Below are 22,393 nucleotides of genomic sequence, written 5' to 3' on the forward strand. Positions count from 1 at the left end.
GCAGAATGCGATCCGGCTATTCTGGCGGCGCCCCCTTCATATGGTCAAATAGATGAATTGACTATTTCCATATGAAATTCATATGTTCAATCGGCGAGAACTCCTGCTGCTGCGCGCCATGTATCGGCACGACACCGTCACCGCCGCCGCCGCTTCCGTCAACATGACCCAGCCCGCCGCCAGCGCGCTGCTGCGCGACATGGAAACCCGCCTGGGCTTCGCGCTGTTCAGCCGCGAGAACCGGCGGTTGCACCTCACCAGCCAGGGTCGCGCGCTGATACCCGAAGTGCTCAACGCATTGGCCGGCATCGAAGCGGTCGACCGGCTGGCCGTCGACATCCGGCAAGGGGCGTTGGCGCGCTTGGACGTGGGCGCGGTTGCGATAGCGGCCTCCAGCCTGCTGCCCCCTGCGCTAGCCGGCATGCGACAGGCGCACCCGACCGTCGCGGTAACGGTACGCGCCGGCACCGCGCTGGAGATCATAGAAATGGCGGTCGACCATCGCATTGACCTGGGCATCATCATCGGCGCACCGTCCGACATCGACCGCGTCAGCAGCTTGCGGTTGGCGCCGTTGAGCCTGCACGCGGTCATGGCGCAAGATCATCCCTGGGCGCGGCAGTCGGCGCTGACACTTGAACAGGTGGCCAATGCTGGCCCGATCGTGCTGGCCCCCGCCCTGCCCGCCGGCCGCGCAACACGCCAGGCGCTGGAAGCGCGCGGGTTGCCGTATAAGCCGATTATCGAAGTGGCGCAGTCGTCGGCCGCCAGCGCGCTGGCGGCGCAAGGCTTGGGCGTGGCCATCGTGGAAAGTCTTGGCGCCCAGTATGCGGAGCGCCAAGGATTGGTGGCGCGGCAGTTGCTGTCGCTGGAAGATCCGGTGCTTGCGGTGGTCTGGTCGAAAGACCGCGCCATGAGTGGGCCGGCGCAATTGCTGCGGGACGGGTTGGCGGAACAGGCGCGAATTACGGCGCAAGCGTGTGGCACGTGTGTCCCACAGTCTGGGATTGATAGCTTGCGATAGACTTCGCGCTTCTTTTTTTTGAAGACGAGCTTTGCTCGGAACCAAGCGCTGAACCCGCCGGTTCGGTTTCTATATAGGAAGGCATTCAATGAACAGCATTTTCCCAGGCGATCTCTGGGCAGTGGGTGAAACCCGCGTCAACGGTTTGTCGGTCATCGTTCGTTTTCGTACCGGGCTGCCGGCGGCGCCTGACCGTCAGATCAATGAAAACCTGATCATCATCTCCTGGCCGTATACGGGCATCGAGTCCGGCATGCCCAATGACGAAGACAAGCAAAACACCAATCGCTTTGAAGAAGCCATCGAGAACGGCTTCGAGAACTCCAATGTCGGTGTGCAGGTGGCTTGCCTGACCGGCAATCATCTGAAGGAGTGGCGTTACTACACCCCGAACGTTGAGGCCTTTCTGGACGCCTTCAACGAATGCCTGGCCGGGCATCCGGTCTACCCCATCAATCTGCGCATGTTCAAAGACCCCGATTGGAATGGGCTGTCGGAATTGCAACCCGAGGGCTCGGAACAGATTCATTGACGATAAGGGTTGTTCTATCGGAACAGCACCGATTCGATCCGATTGCGCCCCCGTTGCTTGGCGTAATACAGCGCGCGGTCGCTGCGGCTAAGCGCCAGCTCCGCGTCGTCGTCCTTCGTGTGCAGCGCGGAAATGCCGATGCTGACCGTCAGCGGTATGTGCCGCCCATCCGACAAGTACGGCGTATCAGCGATCTGGCGTTGCACGTTTCGGGCGAACAGGTGCGCGCTTTCGATGTCGGTATCGGGCAGCACAACGGCGAACTCCTCGCCACCGATGCGCCCCACCAGGTCGATTTCGCGCAACTGGGCGCGCAGCATGTTCGCAAAATGCTGAAGCACACCATCGCCGATGGCGTGGCCCCAGGTGTCGTTGATGTGCTTGAAGTGGTCCAGGTCGCACATCAGCACCGCGGAACCCAGGCCGCCCAGGCCCTTGATCCGCGTGAGCTCCGCGGCGATGCGCGACATGAAGTGGCGGCGGTTGGGCAAGGTCGTCAGCGCGTCCGTGGCGGCAAGCTCGCGCAATTCGAGTTCAGCGCGCTTGCGGTCGGTGATATCGGTGACGAACCCGTGCCACACCACGCCATTGTCGGTGTCGCGGCGCGGGCTGGCGTCCCCCTGCCGCCACCGCACACCCTGCAACGGCAGGCAGACGCGGAACTCCAAATGCCACGGCGTCAGCGCGCCGGCCGCCGCATGCAGCGACGTGCGATAGGCGGGCAGGTCCTCGGGATGAATGCGCTGTTCGATGGCGGTGGCGCTGGCGCGCGCGTCTTCGGCGGTGAGCTCGAACATGTCCCAGATGCCCGCGCTGACATACGAGAACCACGCGCCGCCTTCGGGCACGGCCCGGCACTGGAACACCAGGCCGGGCACGGCATCGGTAAGGTTGACGACCAGGTCCGCCGTGCGCTGGAGCCGCTCGGACATGGCGCGCACCGCGCTGATGTCGGTGGTCGTGCCCATCATGCGTAGCGCCCTGCCCGTTGTGTCCCGGCTGATCACCTTGCCGCGGCTGCAAATCCACTTGTAGCTGCCATCCTTGCATCGGATGCGGTGCTCGACTTCGTAGCTGTCCGTCTTGCCGTCGAAATGGTCCTGCATGGCGGCGCGCACGTAGTCCAGGTCGTCCGGATGCAGGCGGTTGTAGGCATCCTCGATGCGCGTGGTGAGTTCCGATTCTGAATAGCCAAGCAAGGCCTTCCAGCCGGGCGAATAAGTGATCTCGCCGGTCACCACGTTGCGGTCCCAGACGCCCGTGCCACTACCCGCGATGGCCAGCGACAGCTTTCGGGCTTCTTCGCGCCAGGTGTCTTCGTCGGCGCGCTCGCTCGACAGCGCATGGCGCTGTTCGATGGCCGTGGCCGCCAGGTCGGCCAGGTCTTGCAAGGCCCGGCTGTCTTCGTCGGTGAAGTCGCGCGCCTGCCCGTGCAGCAGCCGCAAGCTGCCCAGCAGGCGCCCGTCGGCAGCGCGTACGGGGCATTCGATGGACCAGGGTTGGGAATTCGAGGGCGGCGCGCCATCCGCCACCTGCCATGCGCCACTGGCGTCGGCGTCGGTGCCCGCCAGGATTGCGAAATCCACACGAAAGAAGCGCCGGGTCAGGCGTACCAGCCGGCCCAGGGAACCGTCGGGGTCGCATTGCGCGCCGCCCCCGCCATCGCCAGGAGGTCGGGTTAGGTACGGATCACCGATAACGGGCATTTCAGAACCTGATCAATACGGAATTCACCGGTAAAGCCGGGCGGCACGTGCCTGACATTCTGTCACGTTTCTCACCAAAGCTGCATACGCGCCAGGCACTCTTGTGACTGGGCGGCGACAAACAGCCCGTCACACCGCAACGTCCACGTATGATGCGCACGATCAGCGTTGACCTGTTTGTCGACGCGCAAACCAAGCTTTCAAGGACCCCTCATGAAGTTCGGATACACCATCGTTTATGTGCCTGACGTGGCGGCGTCGTTGTCCTTTTTTGAAGCCGCGTTTGGCTTTCCGGTGCGCTTCCTGCACGAGTCAGGAACCTACGGAGAGCTTGATACTGGCGCCACCACGCTGTCGTTCGCGGCGCATGAACTGGCTGCCATGAACTTCGCCACGGGACACGTCGAAGCGTCGGCGTCGCCCAAGCCCCTGGGCATGGAAGTGGGCTTTGTGACGGACGACGTGGCAGCCGCCCACACCAAGGCCTTGTCGTTGGGCGCAACCGAACTCAGTGCGCCGACCGCCAAGCCTTGGGGTCAAGTGGTGTCTTACCTGCGCTGCCCCGACGGCACGCTGGTGGAACTGTGCACGCCGGTGCAAGGCTGAGACGACGGCCTCACCGCAAGGCCTGTTTAGGTAGAAACAGCCGGATTGCAGTGAACAAACTCAAGATATGGCCCTCAGTTATACAAGCAGTTGCTTGCATAACATGAGGGCCATTCTGGCTTGACGGAGCGTCGGGCGGTAAGGTTTCTGATACATTGACGCCCGGAAAATCGTAAGCACCTAACTCTCAACCGTCGAACTTTAGGTAATGCTCAAAATGAAAAAATTAGCACTGCTTGTTGTCCTGCCATCGCTACTAGTGGGATGTACTTCTGGACAGATGAACATGCTGATGGGCACACGGAATAAAACCTATAACGACGTCAATGCAGTCTGGGTCGGCAGCACGGAAGAGCAACTGATTTCCAAGTGGGGACCTCCCAAGAAAAGCTATACGCTTTCCAGCGGGGCAACGATCATTTCGTACGAAGAGATCTGGGGTCCCATGTCCGCCTATCACGTGTGCATCGAGAAGTTCATGATTGAAAAGGGCATGGTCACCAAGTGGGGAATTTCGGATTGCCCGTCGCGCATATCGGGCACGCTGCCGAAAGACACCCCGATTCCGCAACCGACCCTGTAAGCAGGGTTGCATAGATTGGGGGCTTCACGCTTCGGTCTCATACTCCAGGCCGTAGCTTCCGCCGCTTCGCTTTATTCGCGCGAAACCAAGTTCCCCCAAATGCATGCCGGCGATCAAGAGTTTCTCTGAACTGACCAGATCCAACAGCTGTGATCGTGTGGTGGCGGCAAGGGAAGAATCCTGATCAAAGGCAATCGACACGTCTGGCCGTTCGATCTGAATGTGGGGAAAATGGACAATATCTCCCCAAACAAGCAGGCTCTGATCGGACGATTCGAAAAGATATCCGGAATGGCCATCCGTGTGCCCCGGTAGCGGCATCGCCTTGATACCGGGAAGCACCTCCCCTTCCTGGAAAGTACGAAGCGTGTCGCGGTAGCCGTCGAACACTTGACGCGCAATCAGGAAGTTGCCGCGCGCGCGCTCGGTGGCGCGACTGAGATTTCCGTCATCCTGCCAGAACGCAAGCTCGCGTTGATGAGCCACCAGCTCCGCATTCGGAAAGAGGTTTTGTCCGGCTGCGTCCACCAGCCCGCCGACGTGATCGGGATGGGCGTGGGTGAGCAGGACGGTGTCGATGTCGGCGGGCTTGACCCCAGCCAGCGATAAATTCGATATCAACCGCCCCCCCCATTGCTTGATCCCTCCCGCCCCCGCGTCAATCAGAATCGTGCGGCCCGCTCCCCGGACCAAATAGCAATTGATATGCACGGCGCCCGGCTCCTTCTGGCCCGCGGCATTTTGCATTGCGGACGCATCGTCCGGGTTGATATTCGAAAGCAAGTCCAGGCTGGCGGTGAGGTAGCCGTCGCTGATGGCGGTAACCGTGAAATCTCCGGCTTGCTGACTTGGAAATGGAATGGCGGGCACAACTTTTCTCCGGAAAACGCTTTAACTTCAGGCTTGAATGTTCAACGCTGCATAAGAACTTGTGAGTTGTTCCGTCATCGGCGCATAGACGTGGACGCCTTCGGGCACGCTCTCCAATAAGCGGGCCTTTCCTCGAGACAGCTTTGCCAGCCAACGACGTTCCGGAGACTTCTCAAGCGCAACGGCTCGCATGGCGAAGGGGGTAAGGTCCATCTGAATCAGAGGTTCGGCGCCGCTTGCACACAGCACAAGGAGTTCGTCCTCATTGACCGCCGGCGCAACGCCGATGTCGTCATACAGATTTCGGTGCCAGTCGGTGATGTGCTGCTGCCACCTTGCAAAATTGCCGCCGCCCTTCTGGCGGTATTCCTCGCCCGTCAGAACATCCAGGCCGTCAATCGTGTGTAGGGCCAGGTAGATCGGGCAACCATCGCTTAACGCCTTGAAGCGCTGCGACGTCTGAAAGCCCCTGACCGAGATAAGGGCGGGCAGCTTTTCAGCGCTGTAGAAGTCGTTCCATTCGGCTTCGCTGTTGGGATCGGCGAAGCTGCATTCCACGGTATAGATCATCAGGAAAATCCTTGGTCACGGGTTAAGCGCTTTCAGCACTCAAACCCACTCATTGCAGTAAGGTCATGCTAAACGCGCCTCTACCGCGTATATAGCGATATAAAATCAGCCTTCAGTGACATTGACTCAAGCTGCCTCAAGCGCACCCCATCAACGAGCCCCCCATGCGACGTAAGATTCCAAGTAATTCCGCGCTCCTGGCTTTCGAGGCAGCGGCGCGACACGGCAGCTTCGCCCGCGCGGCCGAAGAATTGGCGCTGACCGAGGGCGCGATCAGTCGTCAGATCGGTCGCCTGGAGGCGTTTTTAGGCGTCGCACTCTTTGAGCGCGTGGGGAATCGCGTACGGCTTGCACCCCACGGCATGCGATACGCGCTGCAAGTGCGCGAGATCCTGAATCGGCTAGAGCGGGACAGCCTTTATGTAATGGGGCAGCCCACCGAAGGCGGGACCATTGATATCGCCGCCATTCCCACCTTCGCTACCCGCTGGCTGATCCCTCGGCTGAAGCGTTTTCAAAACGCGCATCCCAACATCACCGTGCATATCACCGAGCGTATGGAGCCCTTCATTCTTGCGGGTAGCGGTTTCGACGCGGCCATCCATTTTGAGCATCCAGCATGGGCGGGTATGCACTTGCATCACTTGCTGGAGGAAGTGCTGGTGCCCGTCTGTAGTCCGGCGCTGCTCGCGGAAGCCGGTGCGCACACGTCGCTGGACGAGCTACCCCGCCTTCACCGCCGGCAAAACCCGGACGCATGGCAGCTTTACGCACAAGAGGCCGGCATCGAGTTAACTAATTCGGCAGTCGGCGCGCGCTACGATCTGCATTCCATGCTGATCGCGGCGGCAGTGGCCGGCCTGGGGGTCGCGTTGGTGCCCCGTCTTTATATCGAGGCAGAGTTGGAACAAGGCAGTCTGGTCGCGCCTTGGCCGGACAGCAAAGCGATTGCCAAGAATTTCTGCCTCGTTCTGCCCGAGCCGATCGAGTTGAGTGAAGCGCCACTACAGGCATTTGCAAAATGGATGCTTCAGGAAGCGCAGGGCTTGGCGTCGTCGTTCAGCGCCTGATGTGCATTACATAACTTGGAAACCGCAACGCCATAGGAGGCAGTCCACAATGATCGACCATACCGGTATCGGGGTGGCAGACGTCGCCCGCTCCGCCGCTTTCTACGATTCAGTGCTGGGAGCACTCGGCCTGCGCCGCGTCATGCAGATTCCCAGCGATGACGGATCTGATGCCGTGGGCTATGGCGTCGACTATCCGATTTTCTGGATCGACAAATTCCATCCACATAGCGTGCGCCAGCACACCGCTTTCGCGGCAAAGAACCGTGCCGAAGTCGACGCCTTTTACGCAGCCGCCATGAAAGCGGGCGGAACCGATAACGGTGCGCCCGGCCTGCGCGACACGGCGATTGGCTATCCGCCGGGATACTATGCCGCGTTCGTGCTGGATCCCGATGGAAATAATATGGAGGCGGTGTTTCGTGGCGGGTGAAGCGGCTGGAGGGCTGAGGCAATAGCGCGCTTGCCACACCTGGCAACACCAAACGTCCGGCCAGATCATCGAAGACTCGTCGGAAGTTCCGGCTGTCGAAAAACATAAACTTCACATGCAACGACATTATCTAAGCGCCCTGCTGCTCGCCCTTATCGCCAGCTTCGGCGTCACTAGCCGGCCGGCGCACGCCCAGCCCACATCAACGGTAAAGGTACAGCCCGGCGAAGGCCGCCCCTACGAGATCGCCGACAGCGAGGTCTGGGACGTGCCCGATCCGGTATCTGGACGCGGTTACCAGGTCTTCGTTGCTTTACCGCCGTCTTATGCAAAGCAGCCGCAGCGGCGCTACCCCGTGCTGTATGTAACCGACGCCGACTACGCTTTCCCAATCATCCGGCAGTTAGGCCGTCGCCTGAACGTTGAGGGCCCCAAGATCGAGGAATTCATCCTTGTCGGCCTGTCCTATGCAAAGGGCGAAGACGGCGGGGTCAGCCGGCAACGCGACTACACGCCAACGCCAAATGGCCCAAGCACCGCACCCGCCAATGCAGTCCATGGTCAGTCGCGCGCTTACCAGGACTATCTGCGCGATCAGGTCAAACCATTCATCTCCGCCCGCTACCGGGCAGACCCGGCCCGCGCCCTCTTTCTGGGCCACTCCTACGGCGCCCTGCTGGGCACGCAGATCCTTTTCACCGAGCCTGGCCTGTTCAGCGGCTATATCCTCGGCAGCCCGTCTCTCTGGTACGACAAGCGGGTCGCCCTGACATTCGAAGCGCGCTACGCCAAGCAGAATCAAGATCTGAAGGCGAATGTCTTTATGTATGTGGGCGCCTTTGAAGCCCTGCGCAAAGGGGACCGGCGCTACAACCAGACGGTTGACATGGTCGCCGACAACCGGGCGCTTGAATCGGCATTGCAGAGCCGCAAATACCCCGGCTTGAAACTGAAGTCAGCGGTCCTGAACGACGAGGACCATCTCAGCGTCGCGCCACGGGGTTTCACTCAGGGGCTGAAATATCTGCTGCCGGCGCGCTGACTGTAGACTCCCCACGCCCATATGGTTGCCTCCACGCTCGTCGCCATCACCATTGAAAACTCACTGCCGATTAAGCGTGGTTATTCTCGCCGTATTTGGCGGCCTTTAATATTCGTTTCAAAATCCAGCCCATAAATTGTTTCTATTTTTTATAGATGTGACGTGTCAATCACATCACGTTCAGCGCGTCTATACCCACCGCAGCAGGAACGCAGGCATTTAAATATGCTGGCCCGCCAATAGACAGTAAATGACGATCTTGGAAAAATAAGGAAATAAGTTCCTCACCCCCCATCGCTAGAGTGGTTCGAAGCACTTAAATGGTTCGAACCACTTAACAACATTGAGGAGCGTAGGTATGAAAGCGATGGGGTATGCCACTGCACTGACCGTTGTTGTCGGCGCCTACGCGCCTACGCTTGCTCAAGCGCAGGTTTATGAAAACGGTACGTCAAGCGCAACCTTCAATGTGTCATTGACCGTGCAGGCCAATTGCACGATAGCGGCCGAGCCATTGGTGTTTCCCGCTACCGGCTTGCTGAGCGCGCCGGCCAATGAAGAAACAACGTTGAGTGTTACCTGCACGGATACGACGCCTTACAACGTCGGCCTGGATGCAGGGACGGCGGCGGGCTCGACCGTTGCCAGCCGTCTGTTGACCGGTACCGCACCGGGCAACACCGGAACGACCGTCGATTACCAGCTTTATCAGAACGCGGGGCGTACGACGGTCTGGGGCAATACGCAAGGCACGGACACCGTCGGCGGTACCGGCACGGGCACCGCGCAGACGCTGACCGTGTACGGGCAAGTGCCACCGCAGGATGCGCCGGCGCCCGACACCTATCAGTCGACCGTTACCGCCACCGTCTACTTCTAGTCACGGATCGCCATGACGACGCTTGGGATACTTCGCCAAGCGGCGGGAGCCTGCCTGATCGGCGTGGCGCTACATGCGCATTCCGCCAGTTTGCAGATCTCGCCCGTGATCCTGAACCTGGGCAGCGCTGAACAAGCGACGACCATGACATTGCGCAATGAGGGAGCCGCCCCCGTCTATGGTCAAGTGCGCGTCTATGCATGGCACCAGACGCTGAATGAAGATGTACTGACCGAATCCGCAGCCCTGGTAGCCAGCCCCCCGATGATTCAGATTGCGCCGGGCGGACGGCAGGTTGTACGCCTGCTACGGCCGAACGCGGAAGCTCCATCCGGCGAGCAATCGTACCGGCTGATTATTGATGAGATCGCGCCGCCCGATCCGCTGCGCACCACCGGCGTGCAGGTACGCTTGCGTTACTCGGTACCTGTGTTCGTGGGCGCGGCGCCGCAACAGGCCGTCCAGGACGACCTTGTCTGGTCGTTGGCGCGCGACGGCACAGGCTGGGCGCTCCAAGTCCGCAACAACGGCGCACACCGCGCACAGCTTAGCGATGTGGTTCTGGTTTCGAACGGCCAAGACCGTAGCGTGCGTGATGGCCTGCTGGGCTATGTATTAAGCGGCAGCACGCGCCAATGGCGCCTGCCGTTCCAACCCGGTGCGAACGCATCAATGTCGGTGCGCGCGCGGGTGAACAGTGTGGAAATGGACGCACCCTTGCGGCCATCCCCCGGGAAGTGAGACATTGTGTGCGCGCGCCCTTCAATGGACTCTGACCCTTGCCGTTGCAATCACCGGCGCACCATCACAGGCGCAACCCGCCCCTGCTCCGTTGGCGGCGGTATCTGCTATCGACGTCTATTTGACGGTCAGCTTCAACGGCCAGCGCAGCCCCTACATTGCTCGGTTCCAAGATCAGAACGGCCGCTTGTCGGCCCGCGGCATCGATTTGCGCGGCATCGGTATCGATACTCCCGCCTTGGGAATCCCGGACCAGGAACACGTGCCGCTGGATCAGATTCCAGGCTTGACGTATCGCTTCGATGCGGCCGCGCAAGAGGTGGATATTGATATGCCCGACCGCTATCGCGTCGCGCGCAGAATCGATGGCCGTGGCCTGGCCCCCACCGCCGCAGCCACGACTGGTCGCGGGTTTCTTATCAACTACGACTTGTATGCCCGCACGGAACGCAACAACCCGTTGGCCCTTTGGAGCGAACAACGTTACTTCGACCAGTACGGCGTGCTCAGCAATACCGGCACGGGCTATCTGCAACGCGACTTGAGTCGCTATGTGCGGTATGACACCAGTTGGACCCACTCCGACCCCGAGACACTCACCACCCGCCAACTGGGTGACACAATTTCGGGTTCGCTGGCCTGGTCGCGTTCGATACGCATGGCCGGTTTTCAGTGGCGGCGCAACTTCGCGCTGCGGCCCGATCTGGTGACCTTTCCCATGCCCGCGTTTGGCGGCAGCGCCGTGGTGCCCTCCTCGGTCGACGTGTACATCAACAACATCCGACGCTATTCCGGCGACGTGCCTAGCGGGCCGTTCGTGGTTGACAACGTTGCGGGTATCACTGGCTTCGGCCAGGCCAACGTCATCACGCGCGATGCACTGGGCCGACCCGTATCGCAATCGCTGCCTATCTATGTCGACACGCGGTTGTTGGCAGAGGGCATGTCGAGTTATTCGGTGGAAGCGGGGTTTCTACGCCGCGCCTATGGTTGGCGCTCGTTCGACTATAAAGACGACCCCGCACTGAGCGCTTCGTGGCAATACGGGTTGTCTAATGCTGTGACGGCCGAGGCGCATGGTGAAGCCACCACGGGCCTCTACAACGTGGGCACGGGTGTGCTCGCAAAACTGGGCATGGCGGGGGTGGTCAATGCTTCCGTTGCCGGCAGCGCGGGTAGAAGCGCGGGCTTGCAGGTGGGCCTGGGCTACCAGTATGTGGACCCGCGATTCTCCATCGACCTACAAACCTTGCGCAGCACCTCGGCCTATGCCGACCTGGCGGCCAACGACGGCATTCCGGTGGCACGCGCCAGCGATCGCGCAACCCTGGCGCTACCCTTGGGCGGCGGGCAGTCGGTGTCGTTCAGCTACATCGGGCAGCAGTATCCCGGCGTTGAAGCCGCGCATATCGGATCAATGGCCTACAGCACACGCCTGGGCAATCGCGCCACCCTGACCATGAGCGCCTTCCAGGACTTCAGCGACGGTAACAGTAGAGGTGCGTTCCTCAGCCTGGGTATCGCGTTGGACGACGTATCCGTCAACGCCACGACCGGTTGGCAAGACGGCGAACCCTATGCCAATGCAAGCGCCATCCGCACCCCCGATTACGGCGGCGGCTTTGGCTGGGGCGTTCAGGCAGGCACCTATGCCAGCGGACACTACGAACAGGGCTGGGGACGGTATCTGGGGCGCTATGGCGAGGTTACGGTGGGCGCACAACGCTTTGATGGGCGGACCACCGGCGAACTCGACGTGAACGGCGCCCTGGTGTTCATGGATGGAACCGCGCAGGCTTCCCGGCGCATTGATGACAGCTTCGCGCTGGTGTCCACGGGTGACGAGGCCGACGTGCCCGTCCTGCATCAAAACCGCGTCACGGGCCATACCGGCGATAGCGGCTACCTGGTCGTGCCGGACCTGAACAGCTACCAGACCAATACGCTGGACATCGATGGACTGGATTTACCCCCCAACGCCCACGTAACGGCCTATTCGCGTGACATCGTGCCCCAATGGCAATCGGGGGTGCTGGTGAAGTTCGGTATCGAACGCGAAGCGGCGGCGACAGTGCTGCTGGTCGACGGCGAAGGCAAGCCGCTGCCTGTGGGCGCCCGCGTCGTGCATCGGGAAAGCGGATCTCAAGGCGTGGTCGGTTATGGCAGCCAGACATTCGTGCGCGATCTGGTTGACGTCAATCATCTGGACGTGCGCGCGCAGAACCTTGCCTGCACGGCACGCTTCGCTTTCGAAGCCCCCGATGATGGCGCTTTGCCACGCCTGGGCCCGGTCGCGTGCGTGGGGCGTTGACCATGAAAGCCACAGCCGCCCTATTTCTGCTGATGGCCGCGTTGCTGGGCGGCAATGCCGTCCAGGCGCAGACCTGCACGGCGTCCATGACGCCCATCACCTTTCCCAATGTGAATCCCGTGTCGGGTGCGTCGGCCACGCAAACGGGAACGCTGACCGTAACGTGCAACTGGGGGCTGCTCACACTGGGATTTGCCCGGGTGTGCGTCAACCTGGGCATAGGCAGCGGGTCGACCGCGCAAGATCCTCGGCGGATGGCCAATGGCGCCAATCGGTTGCAGTACCGGCTATCGCCCAGCCCGTCCATGAGCCCGCTATGGGGCGCGACCGCGACCGGCACGACACCCATTTCCATCGTGTTCTCACGCCCGTTGCTGGGTGGGCAAGTGACCTTCAACCAGCCCATCACGGGACAGATTTTGCCCGCCCAATACACGGTGCCGACGGTAAACAATGCCACGACGGCGTATTCCGAGACGTTCGCTGGGGTGGCCACCTTCGACTATGGGTTCTATGCCTTGACCCGGCCCGCGTGTTCGGCGCTGGGTTCGCGCGGCAGCTACAACTTCACGGTGCGCGCCAATGTCACCAACAACTGCACCATTTCGGCCGCTCCGTTGAACTTCGGCGCGGTGGCGGATTTCAAGACCGCGCGCACCGCCAACAGCGCCCTCAGTGTCAGATGCACCAACAACGACGCTTACCGAATCCGCCTCAATGGCGGCCAGAACGGTACCGTCGCCCAGCGCTATATGCGTTCCAACAACGGCAGGCTGGTGCGCTATGAATTGCATACCACCGCCCAGCGCACCGTTCCGTGGGGGGACGGCACACTGGGCACGGCTTTTGTAACAGGCACGGGCACCGGCAACCCGCAACAGGTGCAAGTCTATGGCCGCGTGCCCGCGCAGACCGCACCGCAGCCGGGACAGTATTCCGACGTGGTGACGGCCACGATCGAGTTCTGAACCTTAGAAAACCACTGTCCAGTATTGCGCGTCGGGTCTGCGCTGGATGAGGGAAGGCGTCTTGTGAGCGCAGCGCACGATCGGGTGGCTGCCGTGCTGGTGGCCGACCGTGCATTGGCTGAGCACCGTGAACGACACATTCATAGACGTCACGGGCGAGGAATTTGCATGATTGGCAGGCACGGCCATGCCACCCGCCATCAACAAGGCCGATGCCATCGGAAAAAACTTACGGATCATGGGAATTCCATCCATGAATCAGACACGCTGCATTGACGGCAACTTGGGCGGACTGCTTTAGGGGCTGGCTACGGTTTTACAAAAAAAGGCCCTGGCGCGGGGCCCTGCCATGACGCACCTCTGTTGCGCGCACGCCGCGCCGGCACCCGCTCAGGTAATCTAATTAATAGTATTTCTTATTCGCATTCGGTAAACTTCGGGGCATCTTGCAATCACCCGACTCTCTTACCCTCCCCGCCGTCGAGCAGCTTTATCGCCATCACCATGGCTGGCTGCAAGGCTGGCTCCATCGCAAGCTGGGCGACAGCGGCGACGCGGCCGATCTGGCGCAGGACACGTTCTTGCGGCTGATGGCCGCGCGCCGGCCGCCCGTGTTGCGTGAGGAACCGCGCGCCCTGATCACGCACATCGCCAAGGGGCTGCTGGTTGACCATTGGCGGCGCCGCGCGGTACAGCAGGCCTATCTGGACGCCATCGCGCATCTGCCCGAACCCCAGGTGCCGCCGCCGGAAACGGGCCTCATCATCGTGCAGACGCTGGTGGCAATCGACGCCATGCTCCAGCGCCTGCCTGCGGCCACGCGCGACATGTTCCTGCTGGCGCAGCTAGACGGCCTGACCTTGCAAGAGATTTCCGAGCAAACCGGCAAACCCGTCATTACGGTACGGCGCCATTTGCGCAAGGCCTTGATGGCCTGCATGGCCGTTGCCGCATGAGCGCGCTGGGCAGCAACGCCATGACGTCCATGCCCAACGACCGGCTGCTGGAAGAAGCGGCCGACTGGGTGATCCGGCTGCGCTACGAGCCCGCCGATGCGACCACCCGACGAGCATTCGAGCGTTGGCTTGCGCAGGGCGAGGCTTACGCGCAGGCTTGGGCACGCGCCGAACAGGTGCTGGGCACGTTCGACGGCCTGCCCGCCCAGATCGGACATGACGTGCTGCGCTCCACCCGCAAGCGCCAAGGCCGCCGCGCCGTGCTGCGCGTGGCGCTGGGGCTGGGCGTCGTGGCGCCGGTGGGCTGGATGGCGTGGCGCGAGGCGCCCGCCTTGCGCGCGGATCTGCGCACCGCCGCGGGCGAACAACTGACACGCATGCTGGACGATGGCACGCGGCTGGTATTGAACAGCGGCAGCGCCGTCGACCTGCACTTTGGCCCCACCGAGCGCCGTCTGGTTTTAGTTGCGGGCGAGGTTCTGGTGACCACCGGCCAGGAAGCGCAATCCACGTATCGACCGTTCGTCGTGCAGACCCCGCAGGGCGAGGTGCAGGCACTGGGCACGCGCTTCTCGGTGCGTGTGATCGACGATCGTACCGAGGTCATGGTGTTCGAACACGCCGTGCTGGCACGCCCCGCGCACGCCGCTGCCTTGCGCATCGACGCAGGCCAACGCGGCAGCTTCACGCTTGCCCAATCCAGCGGGTTAGCACCCGTGGACGACAGCGCGGCGCTCTGGGAGCAAGGCATGCTTGTCGTGCGCGACCAGCGTCTGGCCGATGTGGTGGCCGAGCTGGCGCGCCATCGCCCGGGCATGCTGCGCTGCTCGCCCGAGGTGGCCAACTTGCGGGTGTCGGGCGCCCTGTCGCTGCGCGATACCGATGCCGCCCTGCGCGCCCTGGCCGAACGTCTGCCCATCACCGTGCAACGCGTCACGCGCTACTGGGTGTCGGTGGGACCGGCGGGCGCTTGATCTGACGCGCAATAAAAATAATTTGCATTCAGGTGATCACTTTTTCGTTGTCGTGCGGAGTAGGAAGTGACACCGCATCGAGGGGATGCGGGCGCTTCTTGCTTGACGACGAAAGGATGAAAGAGTGATGGCACGTGTACGCGCAACGCGGGGCAAAGGACCCCGCAAGGCAATGATCTGGTCGGCTATCTGGTGCACGGCCATGGCAAGTGCGACGGCGGGCGCGCAATCCGCAGCACAGACCGCAACGCAAAGCGGCACGGCGCCCAGCTCACAGATACGCACCGTCGCGATCGGCGCGGGTGCGCTCGATACCGTGCTGGCGCGCTATGCGGCTGCCGCCGGCGTACAAATCGTCTACGACCCCGCCTGGCTGGCTGGCCGCCAGAGCCCGGGCCTCTCGGGCGAGATGAGCGTGCAGCAAGGCTTCGACCGTCTGCTTGCAGGCACCGGCTATCGCGCCGTGCCCAGCGCCGCGGGCACCTATGCCTTGCAGGCCACGCCGCAAGGCGGCGTCACGCAGCTAGAGGCCGTGACCGTTACGGGAACGGCAACGCCCGCCACCAGTGAAGGAACGAACTCGTACACCAGCAACGCCGTCACGCTGGGCAAGGGCACGCAGACGCTCAAGGAAATTCCGCAGTCGGTGTCGGTCGTGACGCGCCAGCAGCTAGATGACCAGAACCTCAACAGCCTGTCGGACGCGATGCGCAACGTCACCGGCATCACCGTTGAAACGCTTTCCAGCGGCGGCAATATTTCCGGGTTCATCTCCCGAGGCTATACGCTTGATTCGATCCAGGTTGACGGCCTGCGCGCACCCGCCGGGGCCGGCAACCTGTCGGCGGGCTTCGACCTTGCCATCTACGACCGCATTGAAGTGCTGCGCGGCCCGTCCGGGCTGTATCAAGGCACCGGAGAGCCCGGTGGCAGCGTGAACCTTGTGCGCAAGCGTCCGCTGCAGGAATTCGCCTTTGGCGCCCAGGCCAGCGTGGGGTCGTGGGATTACTACCGGGCGGTGGCCGACCTGAGCACGCCTTTCGATAGCGAGGGCAAGGTGCGCGGCCGCTTCATCGCCGCCTATGAAGATCGCGGATCGTTCGTGGACCGCGTGAATTCCGAGCGCCCTACCCTCTACGGCATCATCGAGGCCGACCTGACGCCGCACACCACGCTGGCGGCCGGCATCACGCATCAACGCTCGCGCACGACCCCGGCGTTCGGCCTGCCCGCCTATGCCGACGGCTCGCTGCTTGACGTGCGCCGTGGGACCAACCTCAGCGCGGAATGGAACCGCATCGAAGAAGAAGCGACGGAACTCTTTGCCGACGTAGAGCACCGGCTTGAAGGCGGTGGCGTGGTCAAGGCAAGCGTGTTCCACCGCGACACCGATACGCCCACGCGCCAGACCACCTGGCCCAACCGCGCTGTCGACCCGCTTACCGGCGATACCAACCTTGTTGCCTGGTCATACCGCAATCACTGGAAAACCACCGGCGCCGACGCCCATTTGAACCTGCCCATCGAAGCATTCGGCCGCGAGCACAGCCTGCTGGTGGGCGCCGACTACAGCTACACGCGCAAGCAGTTCAATTACGGCGGCGGCACCCTGTTCCCGACCAACGTCTACGAGCCGGTCATCGACATGCCCATGCCCGACATGGAACAGGTCAACGGCAATGACGGTCGCACCAGCGAATTCGGCCTGTATACCCGTGCGAATTTTCAGGCGACCGACAATCTGAAGTTCATCGCGGGGGCTCGCCTGGGCTGGTGGAAGAACGACGCACGCAACGCCAACCAGTACTTCGGCGATTTCAGCCAGACGGAAACCCGCATCGCCGCACGCACCACGCCGTACGCCGGCTTGGTCTACGACCTGACGCCGCAGGTGTCCGCCTACGCCAGCTACACCAGCATCTTCCAGCCGCAGACCGAGACCGACGCGCAAGGCAACACGCTGTCGCCGCGCGTGGGACGCCAGATCGAAACCGGCCTGAAGGGCGCGTTCATGGACGGCAGGCTCAATGCGCATGCCGCGCTGTTCCAGATCGTGGACCGCAACCGGGCGATGGGCGACCTGAACAATCCGATGTATTCCGTGGCGGCGGGCAAGGTGCGCAGCCAGGGCTTCGAAACCGAGATCAGCGGTTCGCCGCTGCCAAACTGGGACATCGTGGCGGGCTATGCCTACACGCAGACCAAGTACCTGGAGGCGGCCGCAGCCACGGAAGGACTTTCATACAGCACCATCACCCCGCGTCACGCCATCAACTTGTGGACCCGTTACCGGTTTACCCAGCCGACGCTGGAAGGTTTCAGCGTGGGCACGGGCGTGCGCTGGAACAGCGGCAACTATCTGCAAAGCGGCAACGTGCGATGGGACCAGGGTAGCTATGCGGTCGTGTCGGCCCAGGTCGGCTATCGCTACAACCGCCATGTCGAGGGCACGCTGACGGTCGATAACTTGTTCGATCGCAAGTATTACGAGAAGCTCGGCGGCGCGTCGCGCCAGAACTACTACGGGCAACCGCGTAGTGTGATGTTGACGTTGCGGTATCAGTATTGAGGCGGGGGCCGCCACGTCAACGCAGTGACAGGCGGCCGAACCCACCCCAGAGTCAGCGCAGGCGCCGGTAGTGCATGGCGACGACACCGCTACGAAACGGCTTCGCAGAGATCAATTCGAGCCGCCGCGTACCCGGCAGCCCGCTCCCGAACAGGGTCGGGCCGTGGCCGACGATCCTGGGGTGGACAAGGAATTGGTATTCGTCGATCAGATTCAACCTGTCCAACTCAGTCGCGAGCATGCCGCTACCCACCAATACGCCGTCCGGCGTCGCGTCCTTGAGCTGCTGCACGCGCGTGAGCAAGTCATCTGCGATGTGGTGGCTGTTGGCCCACGGAAAGTCCTTTCGCGTCGAGGACACCACGTACTTCGGCTTGGCCTCCAGCTTGACCGCCCATTCACGCATCGCCGCTGATGCATCCCCCTCGCCGCGGGCAACTGCGGGCCAACTGCTCTCCATCATCTCGTAGGTGACGCGACCCCACAGCATCGCGCCGCAGTTGTCCATGAGCCTGGTGAAGAACGCGTGCGTGTCATCGTCGGCGATTCCTTCCCGATGATCCACGCAGCCATCAAGCGTGATGTTCATGGTGAAAGTCAGGATGCCCATGATGTCGTTCCTCCTCGGCGTCGGGAAACTTGGTGTCGGAAATTGGTGTCAGAACGGCACTCGAAAGGCAGATCTGGGAAGCGCTGTTCCGCTCACGGGGCATGATATATCCGCTGCCACGGATGCGCATGCTGGATGGATTCAACGAAGGTTGGATCGATTTTTGAAGCGCTCTCTGATGGAATAGCCCGCGGCGATGTCGATCTTGAGACAGTGCTGGGCGAGCTTGTGTCACGTTCCATCTGAACGCAATGCGCGAAACCCATCAAACGGCGGTGCATAGATCGCCAATTCAGCCACAACACGGCCGCGTGATGGGTTTCGCGCGATGCGCAGCGATGTTCTTGCCATTGATAGCGCGCGCTGCACCCATCCTACAAATTACGGCCGTAGGATGGGTGCAGCGCGAGAAGGCCTTCGCAAATACCGCAACGCCTACCGCGCGAAACCCATCAATCAGCGGTGAAGCGACGACCACTAGCCGACATCTGACCCTCACGCCCAAGAGCTACAGCCTCTTCAGTTTCAAGCCATGTGCAGTAGCAGCTTGCCCACAGTGGAACGGCTTGCCATCTCTGCGTGTGCCCTCGCGGCATCGGCCAGCGAATACTCGCCTCCGATATGCACCTTCAGCTTGCCTTCGGCTATCCAATCGAACAGTCGCTTTGAATGCGCGCGCAAGAGTTCCGGTGTGTGAATGTGGTCAAAGAAAACCGCGTAGCCCAGCTTGATGCTCTTGGGCAGGCTCATGATGTCAAGAGGGCCGGGGCCACCCAGCACAGGGCCGTACCAGCAGAACGTTCCGGAGCGTCGCAGCACGTCCATCGACCCCTGAAAAGTGCTGGGACCAGACCCATCGAACACCACATGCACTCCCTCGCCGCCAGACAAGCTTTTAGCTTCTTCAACGAATTTTCCCTCGGCATCGACGATGACGTGTTCCGCACCCGCAGCCCTTGCTGCCGCCACCTTGTCCGCCGACGAAACGCGGCCGATAACTCTGCCGCCGCGTAGCTTGATGATCTGGGTCAGCAATAACCCAAGGCCGCCTGCCGCCGCATGGACGAACGCGATGTCGCCCGGCTGGGTGGCATAAAAGTCGGTGGCGAAATGGCTGGCTGTCAGGCCCTGCATCATCACCGCTGCAGCGGTCTTGTCGTCGATGCCATCGGGTATCGGCACCAACGAGCTGGCCGCAATGGCGATCTTTTGCGCATAGCTGCCGGGCCCATAGACCCAGGCCACACGCTGGCCAATGGAGAAACCCTCCACACCCGCGCCTAGCGCCAACACGCGACCCGCGCCCTCGACGCCCAGAATCTTCGGGTTGGGCAATTCGTTCCACGCCATGCCACGCCGCACACCGATATCCATGAAGTTGATACCGGCCACGGCTATCTGGACCAGTACTTGTCCAGGGCCGGGCACGGGGTCCGGCAACTCCGTAAGCGCCAGTACGTCGACGTCGCCTGTTTCGTTCATCACCACCGCTTTCATTGCCGCTCCTTCGAGAAACATCCATGAGTTCAATGGTGTCTATCGTATGCAGGCATAATTAGACGAACAATCCTTACTCGTCTATTTTTATGTACTGATCGTCCAAATAGTTGGAAACGATGGATCCTTTAGCCAATATCCTCATGGGCTCGCGCGTGCGCACGGCCAACTTCACGCGCTTGGACGCCAGCGCGCCGTGGGGGCTCAACTCCCCCGGTGAGCGTGGCGTGAACTTTGTGCTGTTGGTGCGTGGGTCAGCCATTTTGACGACGCCTGACAGTCCGCATCCCATCTCAATGCGCAGTGGCGATGTCTTCATCAAGCTGGACGACACGCCCTACCGCCTGTACGACCACGAAGACTCTGTCCAGATCGATTGTGTGGAAGTCGAGAAATTGCGTGTCGGCAACTACATCCAAGTCGGCGGCGGCGGCGCAATTACCACCTTCGTCAGCGGGTCGTTCGATCTGAACGAACGCGACGCCAGGCCCCTGCTTCGCGCACTGCCGTCACTTTTGCATTTGAAGCTGGATCAGCATCGCAGCCTGGCCTTTCAGTCGGTGCTGGAAATGCTGGCGCTGGAAACCGAGTCGCCAGGGCTGGGCTCCGAAGCCGTAGTCAGCCGACTATTCGAGTTGCTGTTCGTGCATGCGATACGCGCGTATGCAGCGCAGCCGGGCGGCCCCACTCAGGGGTGGTTGGGCGCTCTTGCCGACCGCCATCTGGCATTGGCATTGGAAGCGATGCACGACGCCCCGGCCCAAGACTGGACAGTGGAGTCGCTGGCGCGCGCGGCCGGCATGTCGCGCTCTGGTTTTGCGGCCAGATTCAAGGCTGTTGTCGGGCAATCACCGCTGGATTATTTGACCGGATGGCGGATGCATTGCGCGAGCCGGTTGCTTCAGGAGAAGCTTGCTCTGATTGACGTGGCTAGCCAAGTTGGCTATGAGTCGACGGCAGCTTTCAGTCGAGTGTTTCGGCGTGAAATGGGGATGACGCCGGCGGAGTTTCGTAGAGGTGGGAAGTCGGGGTGAGGTGTGCTCGCAGTTAGCCTACGGAACTAGCGTCAGGCTGCAATTTGCTATGACGGTAATCCGCCAGGAACGGCCATACAAGTTGATCCGTAAAGCGGACATGCCCCCTCCCGAGGGTCCGTATGTCGGGGGAGTTATACGGACAAGGATAGTTCAATACCCTTGAAGAATATGCTGTTACGCTGACGACTTTGCGGCCACACCGTTTTGAAGCAGTTTGATGAGACTATGACGATTAAAGAAAACCGGAGAATTCCCACAGGACTAAGGAGGAAGATGCTGGACAAATATGGTCACAAATGTGCGATATGCGACGTTAGTGACGACGTAGTGTCTCTGGAACTCGCTCACCTTATTCCCCTTTCCAATGGGGGTGAGTCGTCGGAAAAGAACTTGACTATCCTCTGCCCCAATTGTCATGAGACTCTTGACCGGCAGCCGAGGGAAATCGAATTCGTCAGCTTCATTACCGAGCTTCTGAAGCTCCACCCAGGCTTCAGCGAGGTACGCCAGGAAGTCCTCTTAGGCCGTGAGACGAGATATCGCGCCGATATTCTGGTAAATCGGACATCTGGTGGCGGAAAGGAAGCGCTACTGATTGAGTGTAAGACGCCTATCGTGTTTGCGGCTGGAAGCATACGAAACGCAATTTCGCAGTTGAAGACCTACAAAGCCGTCTATGGCGACTGCCGGATGGTTCTTGCCATTCCAGCCACATTAACAGAAGCAGACTTGTTGAGTCTTCGTGCCGCCAATATCGAAGTATGGGATTTACCCCACATCGAGTCGCAGTTTCCGGTAGAGATACAAAAGGCATCCCCTAGCTACTATAAGGCTCTGTTTCTCGCACAACTCGGTCGCCCGGAAAGGGTCGCTCGCGAGAAAGAATTGATTGATTCGCTCGCCTCCTGCAACCCCGGGAAAACTGACTGCTATGTATATCAGGCCCTTGTCGGGGAGATTCTGGAGTGCCTTTTTACGCCCCCCCTTGGGAAGCCAATCCCAGAATTGTCGGATAAATCAGAGGCCAACCGCCGCGACTTCATCATGCCTAACTATGCAGAAAGTGGGTTCTGGTCATTCCTGCGGCAGAAATATGATGCTGATTACATCGTGATCGATGCGAAGAACTACACAAGAAAGGTCAAGAAGCCAGAAGTCCTACAGATTGCCAATTATCTTAAACCGCACGGGGCTGGCTTATTTGGAGTAATTGTTTCGCGCAAAGGAGGTGATGCCTCCGGCTGTGAGCACACCCTGCGAGAGCAATGGATGGTCCACAGGAAATTAATACTTGTCTTGGATGACGAAGACATTAAGGCCATGCTGATGGCAAAATCCGACGGCCGGCTTGCAGAAGATATTTTGGGCCAAAGAATTGAACGTTTTAGGCTATCCATGTAGCCCTCACACTTCG

At 61.0% G+C, this 22,393-nt stretch carries 22 protein-coding genes and 1 pseudogene; 17 read left to right on the forward strand and 6 right to left on the reverse strand.

Annotation, left to right across the window (positions count from 1 at the left end; genetic code table 11):
• The first annotated feature begins 82 nt into the window (after nt 1–82).
• Together ACE04A_RS18680 and ACE04A_RS18685 are read left to right on the forward strand one after the other, a co-directional pair.
• A complete protein-coding gene (locus tag ACE04A_RS18680) occupies nt 83–1,024 on the forward strand; it encodes a LysR family transcriptional regulator (RefSeq protein WP_485820389.1) in 942 nt (313 codons plus the stop codon).
• A gap of 88 nt (nt 1,025–1,112) precedes the next feature.
• Entirely contained in the window at nt 1,113–1,556 is a 444-nt protein-coding gene (locus ACE04A_RS18685; RefSeq protein ID WP_448719046.1) for a DUF695 domain-containing protein, read from the forward strand.
• A gap of 14 nt (nt 1,557–1,570) precedes the next feature.
• Here ACE04A_RS18685 and ACE04A_RS18690 read toward each other — a convergent pair whose 3' ends face one another.
• Entirely contained in the window at nt 1,571–3,262 is a 1,692-nt protein-coding gene (locus ACE04A_RS18690; RefSeq protein ID WP_485820390.1) for a sensor domain-containing diguanylate cyclase, read from the reverse strand.
• Nucleotides 3,263–3,475: 213 nt separating this feature from the next.
• On the opposite strand from ACE04A_RS18690, the gene ACE04A_RS18695 reads away from it, so the two are divergent.
• Together ACE04A_RS18695 and ACE04A_RS18700 are read left to right on the forward strand one after the other, a co-directional pair.
• On the forward strand, nt 3,476–3,868 hold the full coding sequence (locus tag ACE04A_RS18695) for a VOC family protein (protein WP_279996764.1): 393 nt from the start codon (nt 3,476–3,478) through the stop codon (nt 3,866–3,868).
• A 217-nt stretch (nt 3,869–4,085) separates the two neighbouring features.
• Entirely contained in the window at nt 4,086–4,451 is a 366-nt protein-coding gene (locus ACE04A_RS18700) for a hypothetical protein (RefSeq protein WP_259246985.1), read from the forward strand.
• Nucleotides 4,452–4,475: 24 nt separating this feature from the next.
• Here ACE04A_RS18700 and ACE04A_RS18705 read toward each other — a convergent pair whose 3' ends face one another.
• Complete coding sequence (locus tag ACE04A_RS18705) at nt 4,476–5,321, reverse strand: MBL fold metallo-hydrolase (protein WP_259246982.1); 846 nt, start codon at nt 5,319–5,321, stop codon at nt 4,476–4,478.
• A 27-nt stretch (nt 5,322–5,348) separates the two neighbouring features.
• Nucleotides 5,349–5,891: a sugar ABC transporter gene (locus tag ACE04A_RS18710; RefSeq protein WP_448719049.1), complete on the reverse strand. Its 543-nt coding sequence runs from the start codon at nt 5,889–5,891 to the stop codon at nt 5,349–5,351.
• A gap of 164 nt (nt 5,892–6,055) precedes the next feature.
• Here ACE04A_RS18710 and ACE04A_RS18715 point away from each other — a divergent pair, with 164 nt between their 5' ends.
• From ACE04A_RS18715 to ACE04A_RS18745, 7 genes are all read left to right on the forward strand, one after another.
• Nucleotides 6,056–6,961, forward strand: a complete 906-nt coding sequence (locus tag ACE04A_RS18715; RefSeq protein WP_448719050.1) for a LysR substrate-binding domain-containing protein — start codon at nt 6,056–6,058, stop codon at nt 6,959–6,961.
• 49 nt (nt 6,962–7,010) lie between these two features.
• On the forward strand, nt 7,011–7,394 hold the full coding sequence (locus ACE04A_RS18720) for a VOC family protein (RefSeq protein ID WP_259246977.1): 384 nt from the start codon (nt 7,011–7,013) through the stop codon (nt 7,392–7,394).
• Between the two features lie 115 nt (nt 7,395–7,509).
• Complete coding sequence (locus ACE04A_RS18725; RefSeq protein WP_448719051.1) at nt 7,510–8,436, forward strand: alpha/beta hydrolase; 927 nt, start codon at nt 7,510–7,512, stop codon at nt 8,434–8,436.
• A gap of 358 nt (nt 8,437–8,794) precedes the next feature.
• A complete protein-coding gene (locus ACE04A_RS18730) occupies nt 8,795–9,316 on the forward strand; it encodes a Csu type fimbrial protein (protein WP_448719052.1) in 522 nt (173 codons plus the stop codon).
• A 12-nt stretch (nt 9,317–9,328) separates the two neighbouring features.
• Nucleotides 9,329–10,057 carry a fimbrial biogenesis chaperone gene (locus ACE04A_RS18735; RefSeq protein ID WP_279996771.1) on the forward strand — a complete coding sequence of 243 codons (729 nt, stop codon included), beginning with the start codon at nt 9,329–9,331 and terminating at the stop codon, nt 10,055–10,057.
• 91 nt (nt 10,058–10,148) lie between these two features.
• Nucleotides 10,149–12,368, forward strand: a complete 2,220-nt coding sequence (locus ACE04A_RS18740; RefSeq protein ID WP_485820391.1) for a fimbria/pilus outer membrane usher protein — start codon at nt 10,149–10,151, stop codon at nt 12,366–12,368.
• A 2-nt stretch (nt 12,369–12,370) separates the two neighbouring features.
• Nucleotides 12,371–13,336 carry a Csu type fimbrial protein gene (locus tag ACE04A_RS18745; RefSeq protein WP_279996773.1) on the forward strand — a complete coding sequence of 322 codons (966 nt, stop codon included), beginning with the start codon at nt 12,371–12,373 and terminating at the stop codon, nt 13,334–13,336.
• Nucleotides 13,337–13,339: 3 nt separating this feature from the next.
• On the opposite strand, the gene ACE04A_RS18750 is transcribed toward ACE04A_RS18745, so the two are convergent.
• The gene (locus ACE04A_RS18750) at nt 13,340–13,576 is read right to left on the reverse strand and encodes a hypothetical protein (RefSeq protein WP_448719054.1); all 237 of its coding nucleotides are present in this window, start codon (nt 13,574–13,576) and stop codon (nt 13,340–13,342) included.
• A 206-nt stretch (nt 13,577–13,782) separates the two neighbouring features.
• Here ACE04A_RS18750 and ACE04A_RS18755 point away from each other — a divergent pair, with 206 nt between their 5' ends.
• The 3 genes from ACE04A_RS18755 (at nt 13,783) to ACE04A_RS18765 (ending at nt 17,835) form a co-directional block, all read left to right on the forward strand.
• Complete coding sequence (locus ACE04A_RS18755; protein WP_279996775.1) at nt 13,783–14,292, forward strand: sigma-70 family RNA polymerase sigma factor; 510 nt, start codon at nt 13,783–13,785, stop codon at nt 14,290–14,292.
• Nucleotides 14,289–15,266, forward strand: coding sequence for a FecR domain-containing protein (locus ACE04A_RS18760; protein ID WP_448719056.1), 978 nt, complete (start codon nt 14,289–14,291; stop codon nt 15,264–15,266). Before ACE04A_RS18755 ends, ACE04A_RS18760 begins: the two co-directional genes overlap by 4 nt.
• A 202-nt stretch (nt 15,267–15,468) precedes the next feature.
• Nucleotides 15,469–17,835 (forward strand): TonB-dependent siderophore receptor, encoded by a 2,367-nt coding sequence (locus ACE04A_RS18765; protein WP_485820392.1) that lies wholly within the window; start codon nt 15,469–15,471, stop codon nt 17,833–17,835.
• A gap of 52 nt (nt 17,836–17,887) precedes the next feature.
• Here the strand turns inward: ACE04A_RS18765 and ACE04A_RS18770 are convergent, their stop codons facing one another.
• The gene (locus ACE04A_RS18770; RefSeq protein ID WP_279996778.1) at nt 17,888–18,445 is read right to left on the reverse strand and encodes a dihydrofolate reductase family protein; all 558 of its coding nucleotides are present in this window, start codon (nt 18,443–18,445) and stop codon (nt 17,888–17,890) included.
• 59 nt (nt 18,446–18,504) lie between these two features.
• Between ACE04A_RS18770 and ACE04A_RS18775 the strand changes: the two are divergent.
• Nucleotides 18,505–18,691: pseudogene (locus ACE04A_RS18775) on the forward strand (NmrA family transcriptional regulator); the annotation flags it as partial.
• A 279-nt stretch (nt 18,692–18,970) separates the two neighbouring features.
• Here ACE04A_RS18775 and ACE04A_RS18780 read toward each other — a convergent pair.
• On the reverse strand, nt 18,971–19,942 hold the full coding sequence (locus tag ACE04A_RS18780) for a quinone oxidoreductase family protein (RefSeq protein ID WP_448719058.1): 972 nt from the start codon (nt 19,940–19,942) through the stop codon (nt 18,971–18,973).
• A gap of 119 nt (nt 19,943–20,061) precedes the next feature.
• Between ACE04A_RS18780 and ACE04A_RS18785 the strand changes: the two genes are divergently transcribed.
• Both ACE04A_RS18785 and ACE04A_RS18790 read left to right on the forward strand, forming a co-directional pair.
• A complete protein-coding gene (locus tag ACE04A_RS18785; protein WP_448719059.1) occupies nt 20,062–20,976 on the forward strand; it encodes an AraC family transcriptional regulator in 915 nt (304 codons plus the stop codon).
• Between the two features lie 276 nt (nt 20,977–21,252).
• A complete protein-coding gene (locus ACE04A_RS18790; RefSeq protein WP_448719061.1) occupies nt 21,253–22,380 on the forward strand; it encodes an HNH endonuclease in 1,128 nt (375 codons plus the stop codon).
• Nucleotides 22,381–22,393: the final 13 nt, after the last annotated feature.

It is taken from the genome of Achromobacter colocynthidis (assembly GCF_057334535.1).